The sequence below is a fragment of the Paenibacillus sp. FSL W7-1088 genome (assembly GCF_037969855.1).
Lineage (GTDB): Bacteria > Bacillota > Bacilli > Paenibacillales > Paenibacillaceae > Paenibacillus.
In genome coordinates this window covers 5,619,962-5,637,407 of record NZ_CP150216.1, presented here as the reverse complement: position 1 = coordinate 5,637,407, position 17,446 = coordinate 5,619,962, and the positions used below count along the sequence as shown (strand labels likewise).

Annotated in this window: 18 protein-coding genes; 10 read left to right on the top strand and 8 right to left on the bottom strand. The window is 47.3% G+C overall.

Annotated features, from left to right (window positions below; translation table 11 throughout):
- Positions 1 to 182: 182 nt before the first annotated feature.
- The 3 genes from MKY42_RS25435 (at position 183) to MKY42_RS25425 (ending at position 2,465) form a co-directional block, all read left to right on the top strand.
- Positions 183 to 779 carry a restriction endonuclease gene (locus tag MKY42_RS25435; protein WP_090903905.1) on the top strand — a complete coding sequence of 199 codons (597 nt, stop codon included), beginning with the start codon at positions 183 to 185 and terminating at the stop codon, positions 777 to 779.
- Positions 780 to 849: 70 nt separating this feature from the next.
- The gene (locus tag MKY42_RS25430; protein ID WP_090903904.1) at positions 850 to 1,074 is read left to right on the top strand and encodes a hypothetical protein; all 225 of its coding nucleotides are present in this window, start codon (positions 850 to 852) and stop codon (positions 1,072 to 1,074) included.
- Between the two features lie 119 nt (positions 1,075 to 1,193).
- Positions 1,194 to 2,465 carry a crosslink repair DNA glycosylase YcaQ family protein gene (locus tag MKY42_RS25425; RefSeq protein WP_339845692.1) on the top strand — a complete coding sequence of 424 codons (1,272 nt, stop codon included), beginning with the start codon at positions 1,194 to 1,196 and terminating at the stop codon, positions 2,463 to 2,465.
- A 105-nt stretch (positions 2,466 to 2,570) separates the two neighbouring features.
- On the opposite strand, the gene fabV is transcribed toward MKY42_RS25425, so the two are convergent.
- Entirely contained in the window at positions 2,571 to 3,761 is a 1,191-nt protein-coding gene (gene fabV, locus MKY42_RS25420) for an enoyl-ACP reductase FabV (protein ID WP_090903902.1), read from the bottom strand.
- Between the two features lie 197 nt (positions 3,762 to 3,958).
- Between fabV and MKY42_RS25415 the strand changes: the two genes are divergently transcribed.
- The 3 genes from MKY42_RS25415 to MKY42_RS25405 all read left to right on the top strand — a co-directional run bounded on the left by MKY42_RS25415 (position 3,959) and on the right by MKY42_RS25405 (position 6,814).
- Positions 3,959 to 5,239 carry an XRE family transcriptional regulator gene (locus tag MKY42_RS25415; RefSeq protein ID WP_339845686.1) on the top strand — a complete coding sequence of 427 codons (1,281 nt, stop codon included), beginning with the start codon at positions 3,959 to 3,961 and terminating at the stop codon, positions 5,237 to 5,239.
- 277 nt (positions 5,240 to 5,516) lie between these two features.
- Positions 5,517 to 5,933, top strand: coding sequence for a hypothetical protein (locus MKY42_RS25410; RefSeq protein ID WP_339845683.1), 417 nt, complete (start codon positions 5,517 to 5,519; stop codon positions 5,931 to 5,933).
- 86 nt (positions 5,934 to 6,019) lie between these two features.
- Positions 6,020 to 6,814: a hypothetical protein gene (locus tag MKY42_RS25405; protein WP_179263323.1), complete on the top strand. Its 795-nt coding sequence runs from the start codon at positions 6,020 to 6,022 to the stop codon at positions 6,812 to 6,814.
- Between the two features lie 102 nt (positions 6,815 to 6,916).
- Here the strand turns inward: MKY42_RS25405 and MKY42_RS25400 are convergent, their stop codons facing one another.
- On the bottom strand, positions 6,917 to 7,732 hold the full coding sequence (locus tag MKY42_RS25400; protein ID WP_179263325.1) for a class I SAM-dependent methyltransferase: 816 nt from the start codon (positions 7,730 to 7,732) through the stop codon (positions 6,917 to 6,919).
- Positions 7,733 to 7,804: 72 nt separating this feature from the next.
- The gene (locus tag MKY42_RS25395) at positions 7,805 to 8,722 is read right to left on the bottom strand and encodes a YafY family protein (protein WP_339845678.1); all 918 of its coding nucleotides are present in this window, start codon (positions 8,720 to 8,722) and stop codon (positions 7,805 to 7,807) included.
- 113 nt (positions 8,723 to 8,835) lie between these two features.
- Here MKY42_RS25395 and MKY42_RS25390 point away from each other — a divergent pair, with 113 nt between their 5' ends.
- Positions 8,836 to 10,269 carry a glycoside hydrolase family 1 protein gene (locus tag MKY42_RS25390; RefSeq protein WP_090903897.1) on the top strand — a complete coding sequence of 478 codons (1,434 nt, stop codon included), beginning with the start codon at positions 8,836 to 8,838 and terminating at the stop codon, positions 10,267 to 10,269.
- A 197-nt stretch (positions 10,270 to 10,466) separates the two neighbouring features.
- Here the strand turns inward: MKY42_RS25390 and MKY42_RS25385 are convergent, their stop codons facing one another.
- On the bottom strand, positions 10,467 to 11,135 hold the full coding sequence (locus MKY42_RS25385; protein WP_090903896.1) for a phosphatase PAP2 family protein: 669 nt from the start codon (positions 11,133 to 11,135) through the stop codon (positions 10,467 to 10,469).
- A 122-nt stretch (positions 11,136 to 11,257) separates the two neighbouring features.
- Here MKY42_RS25385 and MKY42_RS25380 point away from each other — a divergent pair, with 122 nt between their 5' ends.
- Entirely contained in the window at positions 11,258 to 11,833 is a 576-nt protein-coding gene (locus tag MKY42_RS25380; RefSeq protein ID WP_090903895.1) for an undecaprenyl-diphosphatase, read from the top strand.
- A 121-nt stretch (positions 11,834 to 11,954) separates the two neighbouring features.
- Here MKY42_RS25380 and MKY42_RS25375 read toward each other — a convergent pair whose 3' ends face one another.
- Complete coding sequence (locus MKY42_RS25375; RefSeq protein WP_256222357.1) at positions 11,955 to 13,364, bottom strand: HAMP domain-containing histidine kinase; 1,410 nt, start codon at positions 13,362 to 13,364, stop codon at positions 11,955 to 11,957.
- Positions 13,361 to 14,032, bottom strand: a complete 672-nt coding sequence (locus MKY42_RS25370) for a response regulator transcription factor (protein ID WP_110001930.1) — start codon at positions 14,030 to 14,032, stop codon at positions 13,361 to 13,363. The genes MKY42_RS25375 and MKY42_RS25370 overlap by 4 nt, the downstream gene beginning before the upstream one ends.
- 182 nt (positions 14,033 to 14,214) lie before the next feature.
- Here MKY42_RS25370 and MKY42_RS25365 point away from each other — a divergent pair, with 182 nt between their 5' ends.
- Together MKY42_RS25365 and MKY42_RS25360 are read left to right on the top strand one after the other, a co-directional pair.
- On the top strand, positions 14,215 to 15,036 hold the full coding sequence (locus MKY42_RS25365) for a hypothetical protein (protein WP_339845674.1): 822 nt from the start codon (positions 14,215 to 14,217) through the stop codon (positions 15,034 to 15,036).
- A 131-nt stretch (positions 15,037 to 15,167) separates the two neighbouring features.
- On the top strand, positions 15,168 to 15,734 hold the full coding sequence (locus MKY42_RS25360; RefSeq protein ID WP_179263331.1) for a hypothetical protein: 567 nt from the start codon (positions 15,168 to 15,170) through the stop codon (positions 15,732 to 15,734).
- Between the two features lie 136 nt (positions 15,735 to 15,870).
- Here the strand turns inward: MKY42_RS25360 and MKY42_RS25355 are convergent, their stop codons facing one another.
- The gene (locus tag MKY42_RS25355) at positions 15,871 to 16,647 is read right to left on the bottom strand and encodes an AraC family transcriptional regulator (protein ID WP_090903890.1); all 777 of its coding nucleotides are present in this window, start codon (positions 16,645 to 16,647) and stop codon (positions 15,871 to 15,873) included.
- A gap of 21 nt (positions 16,648 to 16,668) precedes the next feature.
- Positions 16,669 to 17,250, bottom strand: a complete 582-nt coding sequence (locus MKY42_RS25350) for a LysE family transporter (RefSeq protein WP_339845668.1) — start codon at positions 17,248 to 17,250, stop codon at positions 16,669 to 16,671.
- Between the last annotated feature and the right edge of the window lie 196 nt (positions 17,251 to 17,446).

The window sequence follows — 17,446 nt, the reverse complement described above, 5'->3', positions numbered from 1 at the left end:
AACCTGAGTGTCTGTAACCTTTTATAATAGAGGTATAATATTATTGTTGTTTGGAGAAGTTCGAGGGTTACAGGGAATTCATCTTCTTTCTGTTACGAGAGAAGTCTGCTATATTTAGTCGGGTGACGAGGGCTAATAAGGTACAACTCTGCCAGATTAGAGGAACGACAAGGAGAACAGACATGAATTGGAATGAAAATATGACCACTGTGGGTATAGGCATTATTGTCCTTCTACTGCTCATTGCCTGGATCATTCGCCGTGTAATTCGGCGAGGACAGCGCATACGAAGTGAGGCCAATCCGCGTAAGATTACGATTAAGGATATCGATAAAATGCAGGATGGGTCGGAATTTGAACTGTACCTGTATCATTTATTCCAACAACTCGGTTATGCCGAAGTACATAAGACGACAAGCAGCCGAGATTTTGGTGCGGACCTTGTATTTGTGGATAGAGCAGGCAGACGTAATGTCATTCAGGCCAAGCGTTACGGAGCGAATCATCCGGTTGGGCTCAGCGCAGTACAGGAGATTTACACGTCCATGCGTTATTATGAAGCAGATCGATCCATCGTGCTCACCTCAGCCAGATATACGGAAGCATGCCGGACGCTGGCCGCGGTCAACGGGGTGAAGCTGCTGGACCGGGAAGATCTATTGGACCTGATCACGCTGTTTAAATCCAGAAGAATGGAAGAGGCACTGGAATTGATTGAGGAGGATGATCAGGAGCCTGTGGAAACTTGGCAATCACGGCGGAAAAGAGTTCCACGTTAATCACCTTCACTTGTCTGCCTGCACATGATATATTGAGTGCATACCAATCAAGGGAGTGTGTTCAATTATCATGGCACGTACACAAACGCAAAAAGCATTGCGCAAAGCAGAGCGGTCAGGACAATGGTGTCCGGAGCAAAGTCGGAGAGTAAACGGAGATTATGGAGCGTTATCCCAGCACGTTCGGCTCATGCCTACCAAACAGGAAAAATTGCAAAAGGTCAAACACAAGAAGCGGACCCAGGATGGTGGTGCTTCTTTTTATTTTGTTTATGGTGTGCGGAGAGCTGTGTGAGGCATCAACATTTTTATAAAAAAAGCTCTTCCTTCGATTGGAATGACATCCCTTAGACTGTTAAAATCAAGTATCTCTTTTGAATTGGATCATTATAGCTATACATCCTCCTATCTTCGATGAAGGGAAGAATTGTACATATGACAACAGCGCTTCGCATGAATAAGAAAATCGTTCGGCGTTTTTTGCTGCAAACACAATCTTTATTGGGACGTTGGCCTGCAGCTACCTTGCCTTCGGGTCCTGAACAGGTGATGCAGCTGATTCGCACCCTTGGCTGCGTACAGATTGATCCTGTCGCTGCTGTAACCGGAAATCAGCATTTGGTGCTGGGCGCTCGTGATCCGGGCTATACTTCCGAATATTTACATACCTTGCTAAGTGATCATAGAGTGTTCGAATATTTTGCCAATGCCGCCTGTGTCATTCCGATGGAGGATTATGCTCTGTTCGAACCTGTACGTGCCCGATTACGGGAGCGTCTGGCTCCTTCCCTGCAAGGGCTGGAGAATACGGTGCAGCATGTGCTGAAGCGTTTGGAAGAAGAGGGACCACTCCCGTCAAGAGCTTTTCGTGCGGTGGAACGGGTGAGTGGATATTGGGACAGTGCAGATGTGCCTAAAACGAAGGACACCTCGTTAGCGTTGAACTTGCTGCTGGATTCGGCTGCCATTCGTGTCGTGGCAAGGCAGGGCAATGAGCGTTATTTTCATATTACGGAATCCGGACTGCTGGAGCAGGGCCAATCCATGACAGCGGAGATCGATCTTTTGACTCAAAGGCATGCTCTCATGGACAAGTACATATATGCTTATCGGGTCGTGGACGTGCGAGATCCACGATTGGGCTGGATGAAATCCACCGCTGCTGAACGTCGGAATGAGATGGCAGCACGAGTCGCAGATGGTCGCATGATCCCGCTGGAGGTTGAGGACGTAGCGACGCCTTATTACATCCGTGCAGAAGATGAGGGTTTGTTGCGTGAGTTGGAAAGGGAAGAGCCGCATTATGATCCATCAGGTCCGGTACGATTCCTGCCCCCGCTGGACAACCTGCTGTGGAGACGGGAACGGATTGTGGATTTATTTGATTTCCATTATAAGTGGGAGATATACACACCAGAGGTGAAACGAACTTACGGCTATTACGCCATGCCCATTCTCCACGGCGATCGGCTGATTGGACGCATGGACCCGCGACTCGATCGTAAAACGGGCGTGCTAACGGTTCGGTTGTTATCGATGGAAGAGACTGCTCCGCCTGTGGAGGAATGGATTGCGGATTTTCGGGAGGGACTTCGTTTCTTTGCAACGATGCATGGAGCGCGATCCATCACGGTAGAGAAGACCGTACCAAAGGGGTTGAAAAAACAGCTTAAGTCGATTTTATAGAATCGGTAGACGTCAATAAAGGGAGCGAAAGCTCGCTCCCCTAAGGCTGAATCTGGACCTGTAATAAGCTTGTTACTCCAGTCTCACAGCAAATTTAGTTTTCAATTAACGCAGATGTGGGACTTCAACATTTGGATCAACATCTGCTTCATAATCCACGCCGTCGGTTTCGAAACCAAACAGTTGGAAGAACTCCTGACGGTATCCTGCCAAATCGGACAGATCGTAGATGTTTTCAGTGGTCAGCTCGTTCCAGAGCTTCGCCACTTCTTCCTGAACGTCTGCTCTCATCTCCCAATCATCAATACGAATACGCCCTGCTTCATCGGTCGGAACTTCTCCTCCCGCATACAGGCGATCAGCGAACAAACGTTGCAATTGCTCGATGCAGCCTTCATGCAAGCCTTTTTCCTTCATGACTTTGTACAATGCGGAGATATACAACGGCACCACTGGAATTGCGGAGCTTGATTGGGTGACCAGCGCTTTGGCTACGGTCAGGTAAGCACGTCCGCCCTTTGCACTCAGACGATCATTCAACTTATGGGCTGTCGCTTCCAGATGGTTTTTGGCCTGACCGATGGAACCATCACGATAGATCGCATGCGTAAGTTCAGGACCGATGTAAGAAAAGGCAATGGTTGTTGCGTTGTCTGCGAGTACGCCACCCTGTTGCAAGGCATCCATCCACAGTTCCCAATCATCTCCGCCCATCACGGCTACCGTCTGACGGATTTCTTCATCGGATGCCGGATCAATCGTAACGGAAGTCACTTCACCCGTATGGAAATTGACGGTTTTGTTGGTGTACGATTGTCCAATCGGTTTGAGCACGGAGTTGAATACTTCACCAGTATTCGGATCGGTACGGCGTGCCGACGCTACGCTGTAGACCACCAGATCAACCTGACCGAGTTCACTGCGAATCAGTTCAACGGTCTTTTCTCTTGTTTCGTTGGCAAAGGCATCGCCTGTGATGCTGTATGATTTCAGTCCTGCTTCTTCCGCAGCTTTTTCAAATGCAGCGGAGTTGTACCAGCCAGCTGAAGCCGTACGTTTATCAGTGGCGCTGCTTGGGCGGTAAATGCCGATGGTGTTGGCTCCGGCACCGAATGCGGATACGACGCGCGATGCAAGTCCATATCCAGTGGAAGCTCCGATAACGAGTACGTTCCGCGGTCCGTTCAATTGCGGTTGGGATTTTACATAATCAATTTGCTCCTGCACTTGTGCAGCACAGCCTACAGGATGGGAAGTTGTACAAATAAAACCACGTGTTCTTGGTTTAATAATCATTCATTTGCATCCTTTCATATTCAACTCTTGTTCTTCATTGTTGGATAATGCTCTTGTACATACCACCTTATTGTAAAACAATTGCCTCCGAAACGGAAACCGTTTCGATGGATTTGGCTAAAAGACGGTATCCGGCTTCGTACCCTGGATGATATTATATAGTAGATTCCAGGATCCAAACGAAAGGAAGACTAGTCATGCTGAAGGAACGGATTGAATTTCTGAGCAAAAGAAAGCAAATTTCTCGCAAAGACCTCGTGGAAGGTCTGGTTACGCAGGCTCACTTTGCCAATATTCTGGCCGATCGGTATCCACTCCCTGAAGATCTGGCAGAGGCTATTGCGTCACGTCTTGGCGTTACGACTTCCTATCTGTTAAATGCTGCTGCACAGGACAAAGAAACCCTGGCGCGGGCAGAGGCTGTTTTTGAACAAATGTCAGTTCCAGCTTCCGCCATCTCCGAAGAAACGGTCCATGCACTTGAAGATCGGGATGATGCGCTGACAGTTGAGCTGACCACGGCCTTGATGAAGGCGGTCTATTACCAACAATTAAATGATGCATCGGCTCATGAATATATACATATGTCCTATCTGAATTTTTATCTGGAGAAATACGGTCGTCCTGACGATGTAGATCTGCCACGTCCGTTAGCGAAGGCATTATTATTTTACAAAGTGCAGTACTATCGTTCCAAGCTTGCTTATGTGGATGTGTTAACGCACGCAACCAGGCTAAGTGAATTGGCCCTTCCTGGCAGTGAATTCTGGCTGTCTGTGCAAAATATCAAGATGGAAGGCTACATTCAGGTCAAACAGTACGAAGAGGCCAAGCAGGTGTTCGAGCTTACGATGCGGCATGTCTATGATCAGCGGCTGTTTCATCGGTTGTCCGGTTTATATGTGGCGTATAGCGGATATTGCTTTGCGATGGGACTGGTACAGGAGGCGCTCTCGGCATTGACCATGGCAGAGGCGAATCTGGTGTATGCCGGTAATCAGGGCGATCTGGTCACCGCCATTGCGAATAATCGGATTGTTATGTTAACCATGACGGGTGAACTGGATCAGGCGCAGTCGGAGATCGAGCGATTCGAATCCCTGTTGCAGCAGGAACCCGAAGAAACCCAGCAGGCCATGAAGCCTTTAGTGAGTGTGTATCGCTGTGAAGTGGCACTGGCTCGAAAGAACTGGGGGGTACTCGCGCAGAGTGTGGATCAACTGCTGAATAGTGCAACGACTCAGGATCAGCAGATGAGTGCAACCTTCTACCAAAGCCATCTGGCCCTTGCACATGGAGATCGTGAAGTGTTCATGGAGCGTGCGCTCGCGTGTCTGCCTTATTTTGAGTCCGTGCAGCATGTCATGCGTCTTGAACCTCTATATGAGGGAATGGCCGTGGTGTCCGAGGATCAGCGAAAATATAAGGAAGCCGCCATGTATTATCGGAAGCTGGTCTACCTGTTACGCAAAAAATAGATCAAAAATCGGCGTGGAACCGCCGTTTTTTTGCAAGATTTTGTTCAATATCAGTGCGATAGGCACAAAATATGCATCACAACCTTTCATTTAAGAGTCGTTTTACGGCTCTTTTTTTGCGAAATCAGCCAAAAAACGTGTTATAGAAACGAAAATCAAGCGGTTCAATTGCCGGAAGTTTCGTTTCTTTTGTATGCGGCCAGAAGGGTATTCAAGGACAAGCCGTCCTGTTTATACTTTAACTATAACCAAAAACAAAAAAAACGAGGTGTTCATTATGGGATGGTTTGGTAAAAAGAACAAGCAGGAAGATGTGATTGCAAAGGCAGATAAAATGATGAATAAAGGACTTACGGGCATGATGATGAAAGGTTTTGTATCGAAGGAGCATCGGGAAGCCATCAACCAGAGTCTGGATTCAGCGAAGCAGGCACAACTGGCGGCAAGTGGTTCCCTTCCCTTAACCGCAACAGCCACGGTAATCACGATCACCGATACGGGCAAGCTGATCAATTTTGATCCGATTGTTGTGCTTGTGCTGGATGTAACAGAGACGAATGGCAGTCAGTATCAGCGAACATTGGAAACACTGGTGTCCAAGATGCAGATTCCGCGCGTGGGAGATCGGGTGGGTCTGGGGCAAAATCCAGCCAATCCGACAGAGTTGATCTACATGGGGCTGTTGTCCGTCTAGAAGGTGTTCGAACTGCAAAAGGGCAGGTTATTATGTATTGAATACAACTAACAACGAACAATAGAGATATAGAGAGGGTGGGGAAGATGGTAGGTTTCCTGAGATTGGTCGGTGTGTTGACTGTGTTTGGGGTGGGATTCTCCCCATTTCTGGCACAGCAGCTGTGGAATGATCCTTTTATCATGATGCAGGCATGGTGGTATACACCAGCGATTTTTGCCGGATTTGGGCTGATCTTTATTCCCTCCATTTTGGCTAATATCTTCGGTGTTGGGAGAGTGAAGTCAGGATTACCAGCGGTTGGTGTCATTAAAAGCATCCAGCAGACGGGTACGTATATTAATGAGCAGCCGGAAGTTCGACTGGGCCTGACCGTCTCGCGTAAAGGACGTGAGAAATACGATACCGAGTTGAGAACGATCATACCGTTGACTTCAATGTCTCAGTTTCAGCCGGGCAGCTTAATTCCCTTAGTGGTCTCTGTGAAGGATGAACACAAGGTAGGGCTTGATCTGAAGGGGAGGCTATCGCAGGAAGATATACAGCAATTGCTGGATGAGAAGATGGTGCAGCATGGCGTGGCACCTGAGATGATGGATATTGCACGAACGGGCGAGAAAGCGATGGCCAAAATTTTGGATGTTACTCCACTTGGAAGCGGAGGTAATGGCAAAATAAAACTTCAGCTAACGCTTAGTGTAACGAAGTCAAATGGAGAGACGTTTAAGGTGACGATACCGAAGGAAATTTATCCATCTGTCCTACCTCAGGTTCAGCAAGGTCATATTATTAACGTGATCTATTCGAAGCAGGACCCGTCAAAGTTGATGCTGGCACTGAGTGTACAGGAAGAACAACTAAGCAATTTGTTCTCATCCTGATGCTGTTTGAACAAAAAACCTGTACCATCACGATTCAAGTGATGGGCAGGTTTCTTTTGTGTATTTTATTTTAGGGGGAATCTGGATGAGCTTAGCTTAAAATCAGACGATGCCCAGGCGCATCCGATATGAGAATAGAACTTGTCTCGATTCTCCGGCAAAAATGCGAGCAGCCAGCTGTCTGAATTCGTCAGCTACCTCAAGCAGATCAGTGGCACCGAGTTTCACTGCCGTTTGCAGGCCGCCTTGGCTCAGTGCCAGATTGACGTATCGGTCCGCATCGAATGTTTCCCAGTGGTGAAACACAATTTCACGCGAATAACGGAACAAGCCGGACTGCTGAATCTGCTGCAAATGACCGTCTTTATTCCATTTATGTGCCTGATTTTCCTGGGGAGCCAGACTGGCAGCTCGATGATCTGCCTCCGTATTCAACTGCAGATAGGCTTGTTCCAGCTGCCAATCGACCACGGGTGGCCAGTCACAGTCGTAGGCAGCAAATATGCCGCCTGGACGCAGTACACGCGCAAATTCGAGCAGTGTGGACTGGGGCTCCATCCAGTGGAACGACTGTGAGCAGGTCACAACATCCACACTGCCATCAGGCAGTCCCAGTTCGTGCGACAGGCCGGAGACAAAGCGAAGATGGTCCGGTTTGCCTGCCGCTTCCCATTTGGACTCTGCGACAGCTCTCATATCATCGCTTGGCTCGAAGCCAATAACACGTTCTGCCTCATTTAGCCAGATCCATGATGATAAGCCGGTACCACAGCCAACATCCGCAACCATGCGAGGTTTGCTGCCCAAATAATTCGTCAGAATATCTACGACCTCGGTGGGCGCAGCAGGCCGGTTCTGGTCATATAACGTACCGAAACCCTTGAATCGTTCCACATTGTTACGTCTAATGTCTTGCATGGACAAACCTCCTTCAGGAAATGGATCGATAGCCAAGCAAAAGAATCAACAGATGATCAGAGCTCAATTATATCATTCATTCTTCAACCTATTGTTAACGTCCTGTTGCAAATGCTCTACCGCTTTGATATGTCGTCTGAGCAGTTCCTGTCCGATGTGTGGAGGTTTGATTACGGTCAGGTCAGATCCAAACGACATCAGGAAGGAGTACAGCCATTCTCCCTCATTCAGTTCTAGGGCAACGCGCAGCCTGCCATCGGGCTCTTTTTCGATGCGGGAAGGTTCAAAAAAATCATACACCCTATACGCAATAGAGTTGGAGAACGACAGTTCCAGAGCGATTTGGTTGATTGTGACGTGAGGCTCATTTTCCGGTGATCCGATGTTTATGTTGTTCCTGGAAACCTTGGGTAGAAATTTCAACTGGGTAATTCGTTTCATTTTGAACGTCTGAAATTCGTTTCGGTCGGGCTCGTCGTGAATGTATCCTTTGAAATACCAGGTACTGTTCTTAAACAAAAGTTTGAGCGGCTCAACCGTCGGCACACTCTTCTCTCCATCCGAATTGACATAGTGAAACGTAATCCATTGATTGGTGAAGATCGCTTGTTTGACCTGGTTGAACAGTTCCCTCTCCTGCTGTGGAATGCTGCCCCATGGTGAAAAGTCGAACTCGATCCAATCCAGCTTATGATCAAACAGAGCGGTTAAACGTTTGAGCATATGGGCAGTGTTAAGGTGAGGGATGGCGCTGACGCTATATAATCCAAGCAAAATTTCATTCTGATCATCTTCGGACAACAGGGATTTGTCCATGACAAAGTTGTCCATGAGATGGATTCCGCCATGCTTTCCGGTTGTCGTGTACACAGGAATACCTGCCGCACTCAGTCTGTCGATATCACGATACACGGTGCGTACGGATATCTCGAACAAACGCGCAAGCTCGGGGGCGGTAGCTTTCTTTTTCTCCAATAACAGCAATAGCATTCTGAATAATCGGTTATTTTCCATGCCTGTATTATACCATGACAATAGGTGTCAGGGTATGGGTGGTACACTGGATGTACAGTGTTACGAAGAGCATGAAGGAGGAATTAATGATGGCGATGAAAGAAGGATTTTTCTGGGGTGGCGCAACGGCTGCCAATCAGTTTGAAGGTGGATGGGACAAGGGAGGGAAAGGCCCAAGTACTTCCGATATGATGACAGGTGGAACGCACACGACACCGCGGCGGATTACGCCTGTACTGGAAGAGGGCACGTATTATCCGAGCCATGAAGCGGTTGATTTTTATGGTCATTACAAAGAGGATATTGCCCTGATGGCCGAAATGGGCTTCAAAATGTTCCGCATGTCCATCAACTGGTCCCGAATCTACCCGAACGGGTATGATCTGGAGCCAAACGAAGAGGGATTGCAGTTCTATGACAACGTCTTTGCCGAGTTGAAAAAGTACAACATTGAACCGCTCGTGACCATTTCTCACTACGAGACGCCATTTGGTCTGACCCAGAAATATAACGGCTGGGCTTCCCGCGAAGTGATTGATTGTTATATCCGATATTGTACAACCCTCTTTACCCGATACAAAGATCAGGTGAAATACTGGCTGACCTTCAATGAGATTAACTGTTTGACGATGCCAATGGGGGCTTATATGGCTGCAGGTATCCTGTTTGAAGGTAAAGAGACACTGATCGATGGCGTTGATGATCCACAGACCCGCTTCCAGGCGCTGCATCACCAATTTGTTGCAAGCGCAAAAGCGGTGAAGCTGGGACATGAAATCAATCCTGATTTCCAAATCGGCTGTATGGTCGCATTCATGACAACATATCCGAATACATGCAACCCGGACGATATTCTGCTCGCGCAGAAGAAGGACCAGCTGTCCAACATGATCTGTGGAGACGTACAGGTACGTGGAGCATACCCTGGATTCGCCAAACGTTTCTTCGCCGAAGAAGGCATCCAGATCGAGATGCAGCCGGAAGATGCACAGACTTTGCGTGAAGGCTGCGTAGACTTCTATTCCTTCAGCTATTACATGTCCTTGGTCGAGAGTGCGGATGAGTCGTTGGATAGAGCAGAGGGAAATCTGCTGGGCGGCATCAAAAATCCGTATCTGGAAGCTTCCGACTGGGGCTGGCAGATCGATCCGAAAGGATTGCGTTACACCCTGAACCACCTGTATGATCGTTACCAGATTCCATTGATGGTTGTGGAGAACGGATTGGGTGCAGTGGATGTTGTGGAGGAAGATGGCTCCATTCAGGATGACTATCGGATTGATTATTTGAGAGGTCACATTGAACAAATGAAAGAAGCCGTCGCCGACGGTGTAGATCTTATCGCTTACACGATGTGGGGATGTATCGACTTGGTCAGCGCATCCACGGGCGAGATGAAGAAACGTTATGGCTTCATTCATGTGAACAAGGACAATGATGGCAATGGTGATCTGAGCAGAACACCGAAGAAGAGCTTCCACTGGTACAAAAAAGTCATTGAATCCAATGGTGAAGATCTCTAAGTTTCCACTGTAAAATAGATTCCTAATGACGTAAAAGAACCTCACTGGCGCAGGATGGCGCACGTGAGGTTCTTTCATGTATTCAGCGATGGCTCCGGCAGGACTAAGCAGGCTTGTTCGTACGGCTGGTCATCGCAATGTGCTATGCGCATGATGTGAAGTTGTGAATGCACATTCTGGTAAATCTTACAGCTTGCTCAAGTCAGAGGTTTAGACTGTAGAAGGGAGATTCGCTCCAGATAGCGTTGGTAGAACCATATGCATGTTGCCAGCCAGCATCCGCTCAAAAAGTAACCTCCAACTACATCACTGGGATAATGCACGCCCAGATAGATGCGGCTCATGCCAATGGTAAGGATGAAGGCTGCGCTTACAACTATTATCGCTATTCGTCCGACTGTTGTAGGTACATGCTTCCAGATCAGGAAGGCCAGTCCGCCGTACAGGCTGAACGCTGCCATGGAGTGTCCGCTGGGGAAGCTGTACCCGGTCGCTTCAATGATCCGGTGTATGGTGGGGCGCGCACGCTGAAACACGAGCTTCAGCAGGGTGTTTAGTATTGCAGAGCCTGCGATGACACAGCCAAAAAAAAGAAGCTCCCGTCGGTGTCCTAAAAAGACATACAAAACGATCATCGAAATAAGGGTAATAGCGACGACGGGCAAGCCGCTGCCAATCCAGGTGAACAGCTCCATCCACCGGGTCATGCTAGGGGATTCCATGCCCTGAATCCAGGTTATTAGGGTGTCGTCAAATCGGTGAATCTGATTATCACTGATGGACAGAGCGATGATTGCAAATATAGCAAGGCTTAGCGCTGCGGTGAGCAGCGGAATGGAAATATTTTTTTTTAAATTTTGTTTCAATGGTTATGTTCCTCCAGGGTGTCTTTTTTCTTATCGTTTTCTAATTTACCCTTAAAGCTGCTCCCAGAATAATGGGCTATGATTAGATCTAGGTTCATTAAATTGGGAAAAGGGGATTACTTATGTCTTTTATACGATTGGATTACCAGCTTTTTCATTGGATTAATCAACAGGCGATGCACCTCTCGTATTTGGATGGCATCATGATATTTTTTGCGAAATATGCCCTTTTTATGTATCCTGCGGGAATGTTTGTGTATTGGATATCGAAGAGTCAAAAAAAACGCATGATTGTGCTGCAAGCCATATTGGCAGCATGTGCGGGGACTGCTATCAGCTTTGTTATAGGTCACTTGCTGCACAGAGACCGGCCCTTTGTGACCCATTCGGTGATTCAATTAATCAGCCATAGCGCTGATGCATCCTTTCCAAGTGACCATGCGACGGTTGCCTTTGCATGTGCCGCTGCATTTTGGCTGGGTCGCGTCAGGTATCGGTGGGGTTGGGTTCTCATCGCCACCTTCATTATGATTGGCCGTGTATGGTCTGGCGTACACTATCCCTCCGATGTAGCTGCCGGGGCTCTCATTGGTATGGCAAGCGCCTGGGGAATCGGGCGTATTTTCATCCGTATGAAACTTCCAGCCCTGTTCATCCCTCATCAGGCCAGAACACTTCATTCTGAAGACAGCAAGTGAGCGGTTGTTCACCCGAAGCTGTGAATCCGCTATTCTGCCGGAAGTAAGGACGCCACACTGGTGAATAAAGAGGGCTGTAGTGCTACCCTCTTTATTATTGTCTGGTGTTGGTGTCCGACTTTCAGAATGCAGATGTGGGAAGCAGGACAGTTACGGTCGTTCCTTCATCCACACGGCTATCGATGAATATTAGCCCGTTGTATCGTTTAACGAGGCGTTCTGCAATGGCGAGTCCCAAGCCGGTCCCCCCTTGTTCGCGAATACGTGCCTTATCAACACGGTAGAAGCGGTCAAAAACATACGGCAAATCCTCTGCCGGAATGCCCATGCCTTTATCAGTAACCTGAATACATACATCGTTGTCACGTCGTATTCCTTGAACCCGAATCTCTTTGGTAACCGGTGAATATTTAACGGCATTATCAACCAAAATCCTTAGAATCTGCTCCATGTGCTGAGGAAGTATCTTCACTTCAATACCGGATATGAATTCCATATGAATGTCAAAGGCAGCATCCGGGTGCAGCTGCACAACATTGGCAAGCGCATGCTGTACCGTCTGGCGAAGATCGACAGCAGCTTCCATTGCAATGTGTCCAGACTCGGCCTGACTAAGTAATAACAGTTCATTCACTATCGTTTTTAACCGGGTAAGCTCCTGAGCCGAAACATCCAGGGATTCATTCAAAATATCCGGGTCATGCTTGCCCCAACGTTTCAACAGGTTAATATGTCCTTCAATGATGGCCACTGGTGTACGCAACTCGTGCGAGGCATCTTCCACAAACTGCTTTTGTTGCTGAAACGAAAGCTCCAGCTCATCCATTAGGCGGTTAAACATTCGAGCGAGGTTGGTCAACTCATCATGCTGATCCGGCACATCCACGCGTTTATGAAGTCCCTTCTGCTGAATCTGGATCATCGTTGCATTCATGGTCGTAATAGGCTTCACGAACTGTCGTGAAAGGACACTTGCGCCCAGAATGCTTAAACCGACAGCAGCAATTCCCCCGCCAAACATGACCAGCAGCAGCATATCGCTTAGTTTATCGGTATTTTCCAGATTGGTTACCATCTCAATCGTTCCGCTAAAATTCGTGGTGATGAGTGGTGATCTCATAATGAGCAGATGATCTTCGTAATGCCAGGCATTAATCAGAACGCGTTTTTGCACTGCTTGCGGCTCCACCCACTGTTCAGGAAGACGATCGGTTACTTTAAGAAGCACCGTTCCTTCCTGATCCAGAATGCGGATCATCTGATTCTCTTGATTGAACTTTGTCATAAAAGAACGGTAATCTGCAATTTCTGCTGCTGACACATCTTTTTCTAGCAGGTAGATTTCCATCTCATTCATGCTTTTTTCCATACTTTTCTGTTCCTGATCAATGAGCCATTTATTAATTACAAAGTATTGAACGATGTTATACACAATAAACAGCGTGATCAGCAGCAGTGAAATCCAGATCGTCAATTTCCAGCGGATAGACCAATGGGAGCGGGGAAGGAATGTTCGAATCCAGCGCATCATTTCTGAATTCCATAACCCAAGCCTCGTATCGTTTGCACAAAGCTGTTGGAGCCCACACCATCGATTTTACTGCGCAAATAACTGATATAGACATCTACCACATTGGTCTCCACGTCAGCATCGTATCCCCACACCAGATCCAGAAGCATCTCCCGGGTCATGACTCGGCCTATATTTTGCATGAGGATGACGAGCAGGTCGAATTCACGCCGGGTTAATTCAACAGCCTCTCCGTCTTTCTTGAACATGCGCGCCTCCAGGTCCAGATGCAATCCATGATGAATCAGTACGGAATGCTCGCTGCCGCTGTTGGAACGGCGAAACAAGGACCTCATCCGTGCCAGAAGCTCTTCAATGGCAAAGGGCTTAGGAATATAATCATCGGCTCCGCTGTCGAGTCCCATGACCCGATCCATGACACCATCCCGAGCCGTAATCATAATAATGGGTGTTTGTTTGATATTGCGTATTCTTCTGCACACCTCTACGCCGTTAAGGCCGGGCAGCATCAGATCGAGCAGGATCAGATCCCACTCCTGTTCCAGTGCCAGTTCAAGTCCGCTTCTTCCATCGTAGGCTACACTGACCGTGTAGGCTTCATGTTGCAATTCCAGTTCTATAAAACGAGCCAGATTTTTCTCATCTTCAATCAGCAATATATTTCTCATCAGAATCGGTCCTTCCTTAAATTTGGAAGCATCAGATCGAGCTTACAGGTTAAGCTTACCAAGTCCAGTGTACAACATTCAAATTGGAAAACATTAAAAAAAGTAATGTAGTTTTCTTATCAAATTTTAATGAAAAATGTCTAGACTGGACTTAACCCCAGTACGAGAGAGAAGTGGTCATAATGAGCCAGTCCAATATCAAGCCTGAACAAGCTAAGAGTGCATCCAAAACTTCAAGAAAGAAAAAATCATCCGGGATGGGGTGGCTTATTGCCCTGATCTGCATTGGCGCTGCAGGAGCAGCGGCATTTTTCCTGATTCCTTCGGTCAAGGACACTGTGCTGCATACCGTAGAGAATGCAGCTGGAGTCCATGCCACATTGCCTGCTGTATCTGCCAAACCAGTCAGTCAAGCTCAGAAAACGCTACCCGGAGCTTCGTCGAAAGCACAGCAATCCGTTCAGTCACAGGCTACAGCTTCCATAACCTCGACGCTGCCAACTGTACCTTCAACAGATCATATTGCGGCAGCTAAGGACATCGCCAGAACTTATGCCGATATGCCTCCAAGCAAGGCTGCAGCGGCACTTGCACCATTGACCGATCTGGAGATTGTGTATGCCATGACCGAGATGTCCACAGAACAGCGAGCTAAAATATGGAGTAAAATGGACCCGGATCGAGTTGGCATCCTTTCGGTGCAAATGAAACCTCGTTCGGTGGTTACGGATCATGAGCTTGCGCTCATTCAGCGTAAAATCAATAAGCAAAACAGCGACATCGCCAGTCAATCAGTCCAGGAACTAGTACATACCTTCTCAAAAATGCCTTCCCCACGTGCTGCCAAGCTGATTCAAAAATTATTCCAGACCGATACCGTCAAAACGATAGATATTTTGAAGAAAATGGATGTAAATACGCGAGCGAGTATTTTAACCGTGATGTCCGGTGACTCGGTTATGACAGAAACGGCAAAACAGATTTCTCAGTCATTTCTGAAATAATGAAAAGGCTGGTGGATCACCAACCAAGCGATAGATCGAAAAAATCCCCATAAAGGGGATTTTTTGGTGTGTTATACTATTCCATAATGATAGCGAGTGGCGTTCAATTCAAAAACAGAAGGGGAAAAGTAATGAAGCGTATAATGATCGTAGCGTTCGTTCTGCTGTTTATTACAGCCGGATTGGCGTTGGTACCGGATGGCCGAGCTTATGCCTGCAGCTGTGTAGAAGCGAATGCCCAAGAGAAACTGAAGACGTCCACGGCGGTTTTTACAGGTAAAGTGGTAAAGAAGGGCGGAACACAAATATTCAGCCCTGACAGGTTGAGAGCATATACCTTTGACGTGGACACTGCATGGAAGGGTGTTTCTTCTAAACGAATGACCGTCATGGGAAATGATGCCGGTTCGGAATCTTGTGGGATTCAATTGGAGAAAGACCAGTCCTATCTGATCTTTGCTTATCAGAATAAAATGGACAATAAACTGCATACGAATCTTTGCAGTGGCAATGTTTCCGTTGATCAAGCTGGAGACGCGTTGAAGCTGCTGGGAGCAGGAAAAGCAGTGAGTCAGGATGATTTTGGAGAAGCGGATCATGGAAGAAGTTGGTCATTTTATTTCATAATATATGGTGGGGTTATTCTATTGCTTATATTGGTAAGTGGCTGGATCTGGAGAAGGAAGAAGCGCGCCTGATGTTAAGATCTGATTCAAGGGGAAATGGTATAACGGGAACGAACGAAAAAATAAATCCCCGTGTGGAACGTTTGAGATAAGCTCGCGTTCCATGCGGGGATTTTATACATTTGGTCGGATAATCGTACCGATTCAATTAGTTTAACTGCAGCATATATTCATAAGCCGTGATCCCGAATACTCGTTTAAAGTGTCTGTTCAGATGAGTCAGATCAACAAAACCACATTCGGCTACAGCGGAGTAAACATCCTTGTGCGTTTCAATGGACTGTCTGGCACGCTCCACTTTGCAATTCAGAAAAAACTGGTAAGGCGAAATGCCGGCATGGGACTTGAACTCGCGGATAAATTGAAACTTGGACATGTTGAATTCTGAACACAGGTCGTCCAGCTTCAGCACATCTTCTATACTGCAAAACATCATTTCTTTCGCTTTTCGCACCAGATTGTCCTGAGGCCGCCATAGCTTGGTGTCCATTTCCGACTGGGACAGCAGTTGCAACAGGTCAAAGAGCAGTTCACTGCACTTGGCTTCATCCTGTCCGTTTTGAACGGCATCATTCAGCATCAGGATGCTTCGTGCAAGCACAGGGTCATAGACAATCGGGCTATTAAAACGCAATTCCTTTTTCCCTAGAACCTCTTCGACCAAATCGGGCTTCAGATAAAGCATGACATAGTCTATGCCAGCCTTGTCATAGGAGCTTCCATCATGGGACTGTTCCCGGTTGAATAACATCACGCCGTTTTTGTGGGAGGCCTGATAGTGTCCGTCCAGATGGTATTGCTGAATACCGCGAAGCGTTACTCCAACCGCATATTCCTCGTGACAATGTTTTTTATAGGTGAAATCCGTAAAGCTGGCGGATAGAGCCAAGACGTCCTGTGATTTCTTATAGTTAAACAATTCCATGCTGTACACACCTCCCGCGCGTTAGATGATTCCCGAGACCATAATGGCTGAGTATATCAAAAAAAGAGCCATAAGGATACTCACTGCTTTTTGATGACGATTGAGTAACGTTCTGAAGACGGAGCCAAATACGACCCAACTGGAATAGGCGAAGAAGCCGATGATGGTAATGATGATTACGAACAAAAACGTGGACATGGTGCTGTCGTAGTACGGCAGCACATAGCTGGGAATAACTGTGAACGTGAACAGAACTACTTTTGGATTCACAAACTGCATGATTAAACCGTTCAGAAACCCCGTAACTTGCTTCGATGCCGTCTCGGTGGAACCCATTTTATAGACTTGATAAGCCAGATATATCATATAAACACTACCCACGATCTGCATCACTTGGAGAATGCCAGGCAATATCTCAGCGAGAAGGTGATTGAGAAGAGCAGAAGCAGCAAGTAACCCGCCAAATGCAACGGTGGCTCCCCACACATACTCCATCGTTTTCCGGGGACCCACCTGCCCGACGGAAGTGAGAATCACAATATTGCTGGGGCCAGGTGTAAACGTAACGACAATACAATAGATGAAAAAAGATGTAAGATTCATAGGGCCTCCCCAAGTTGTAGTTACATGATCATACTGCGGGGAGGCATTGGCTTATAGTACATTATTGCAGCAGAGTGCACATGAGCAGGAAAAGAAAGATGAATTCCGAATAGGGAGGGCTGTTTCCTTTTTACATGATTGCGTTTACAATTTAAGCAGAATGTTGACTGCGACACCACTTGAGGAAGTGAATGGA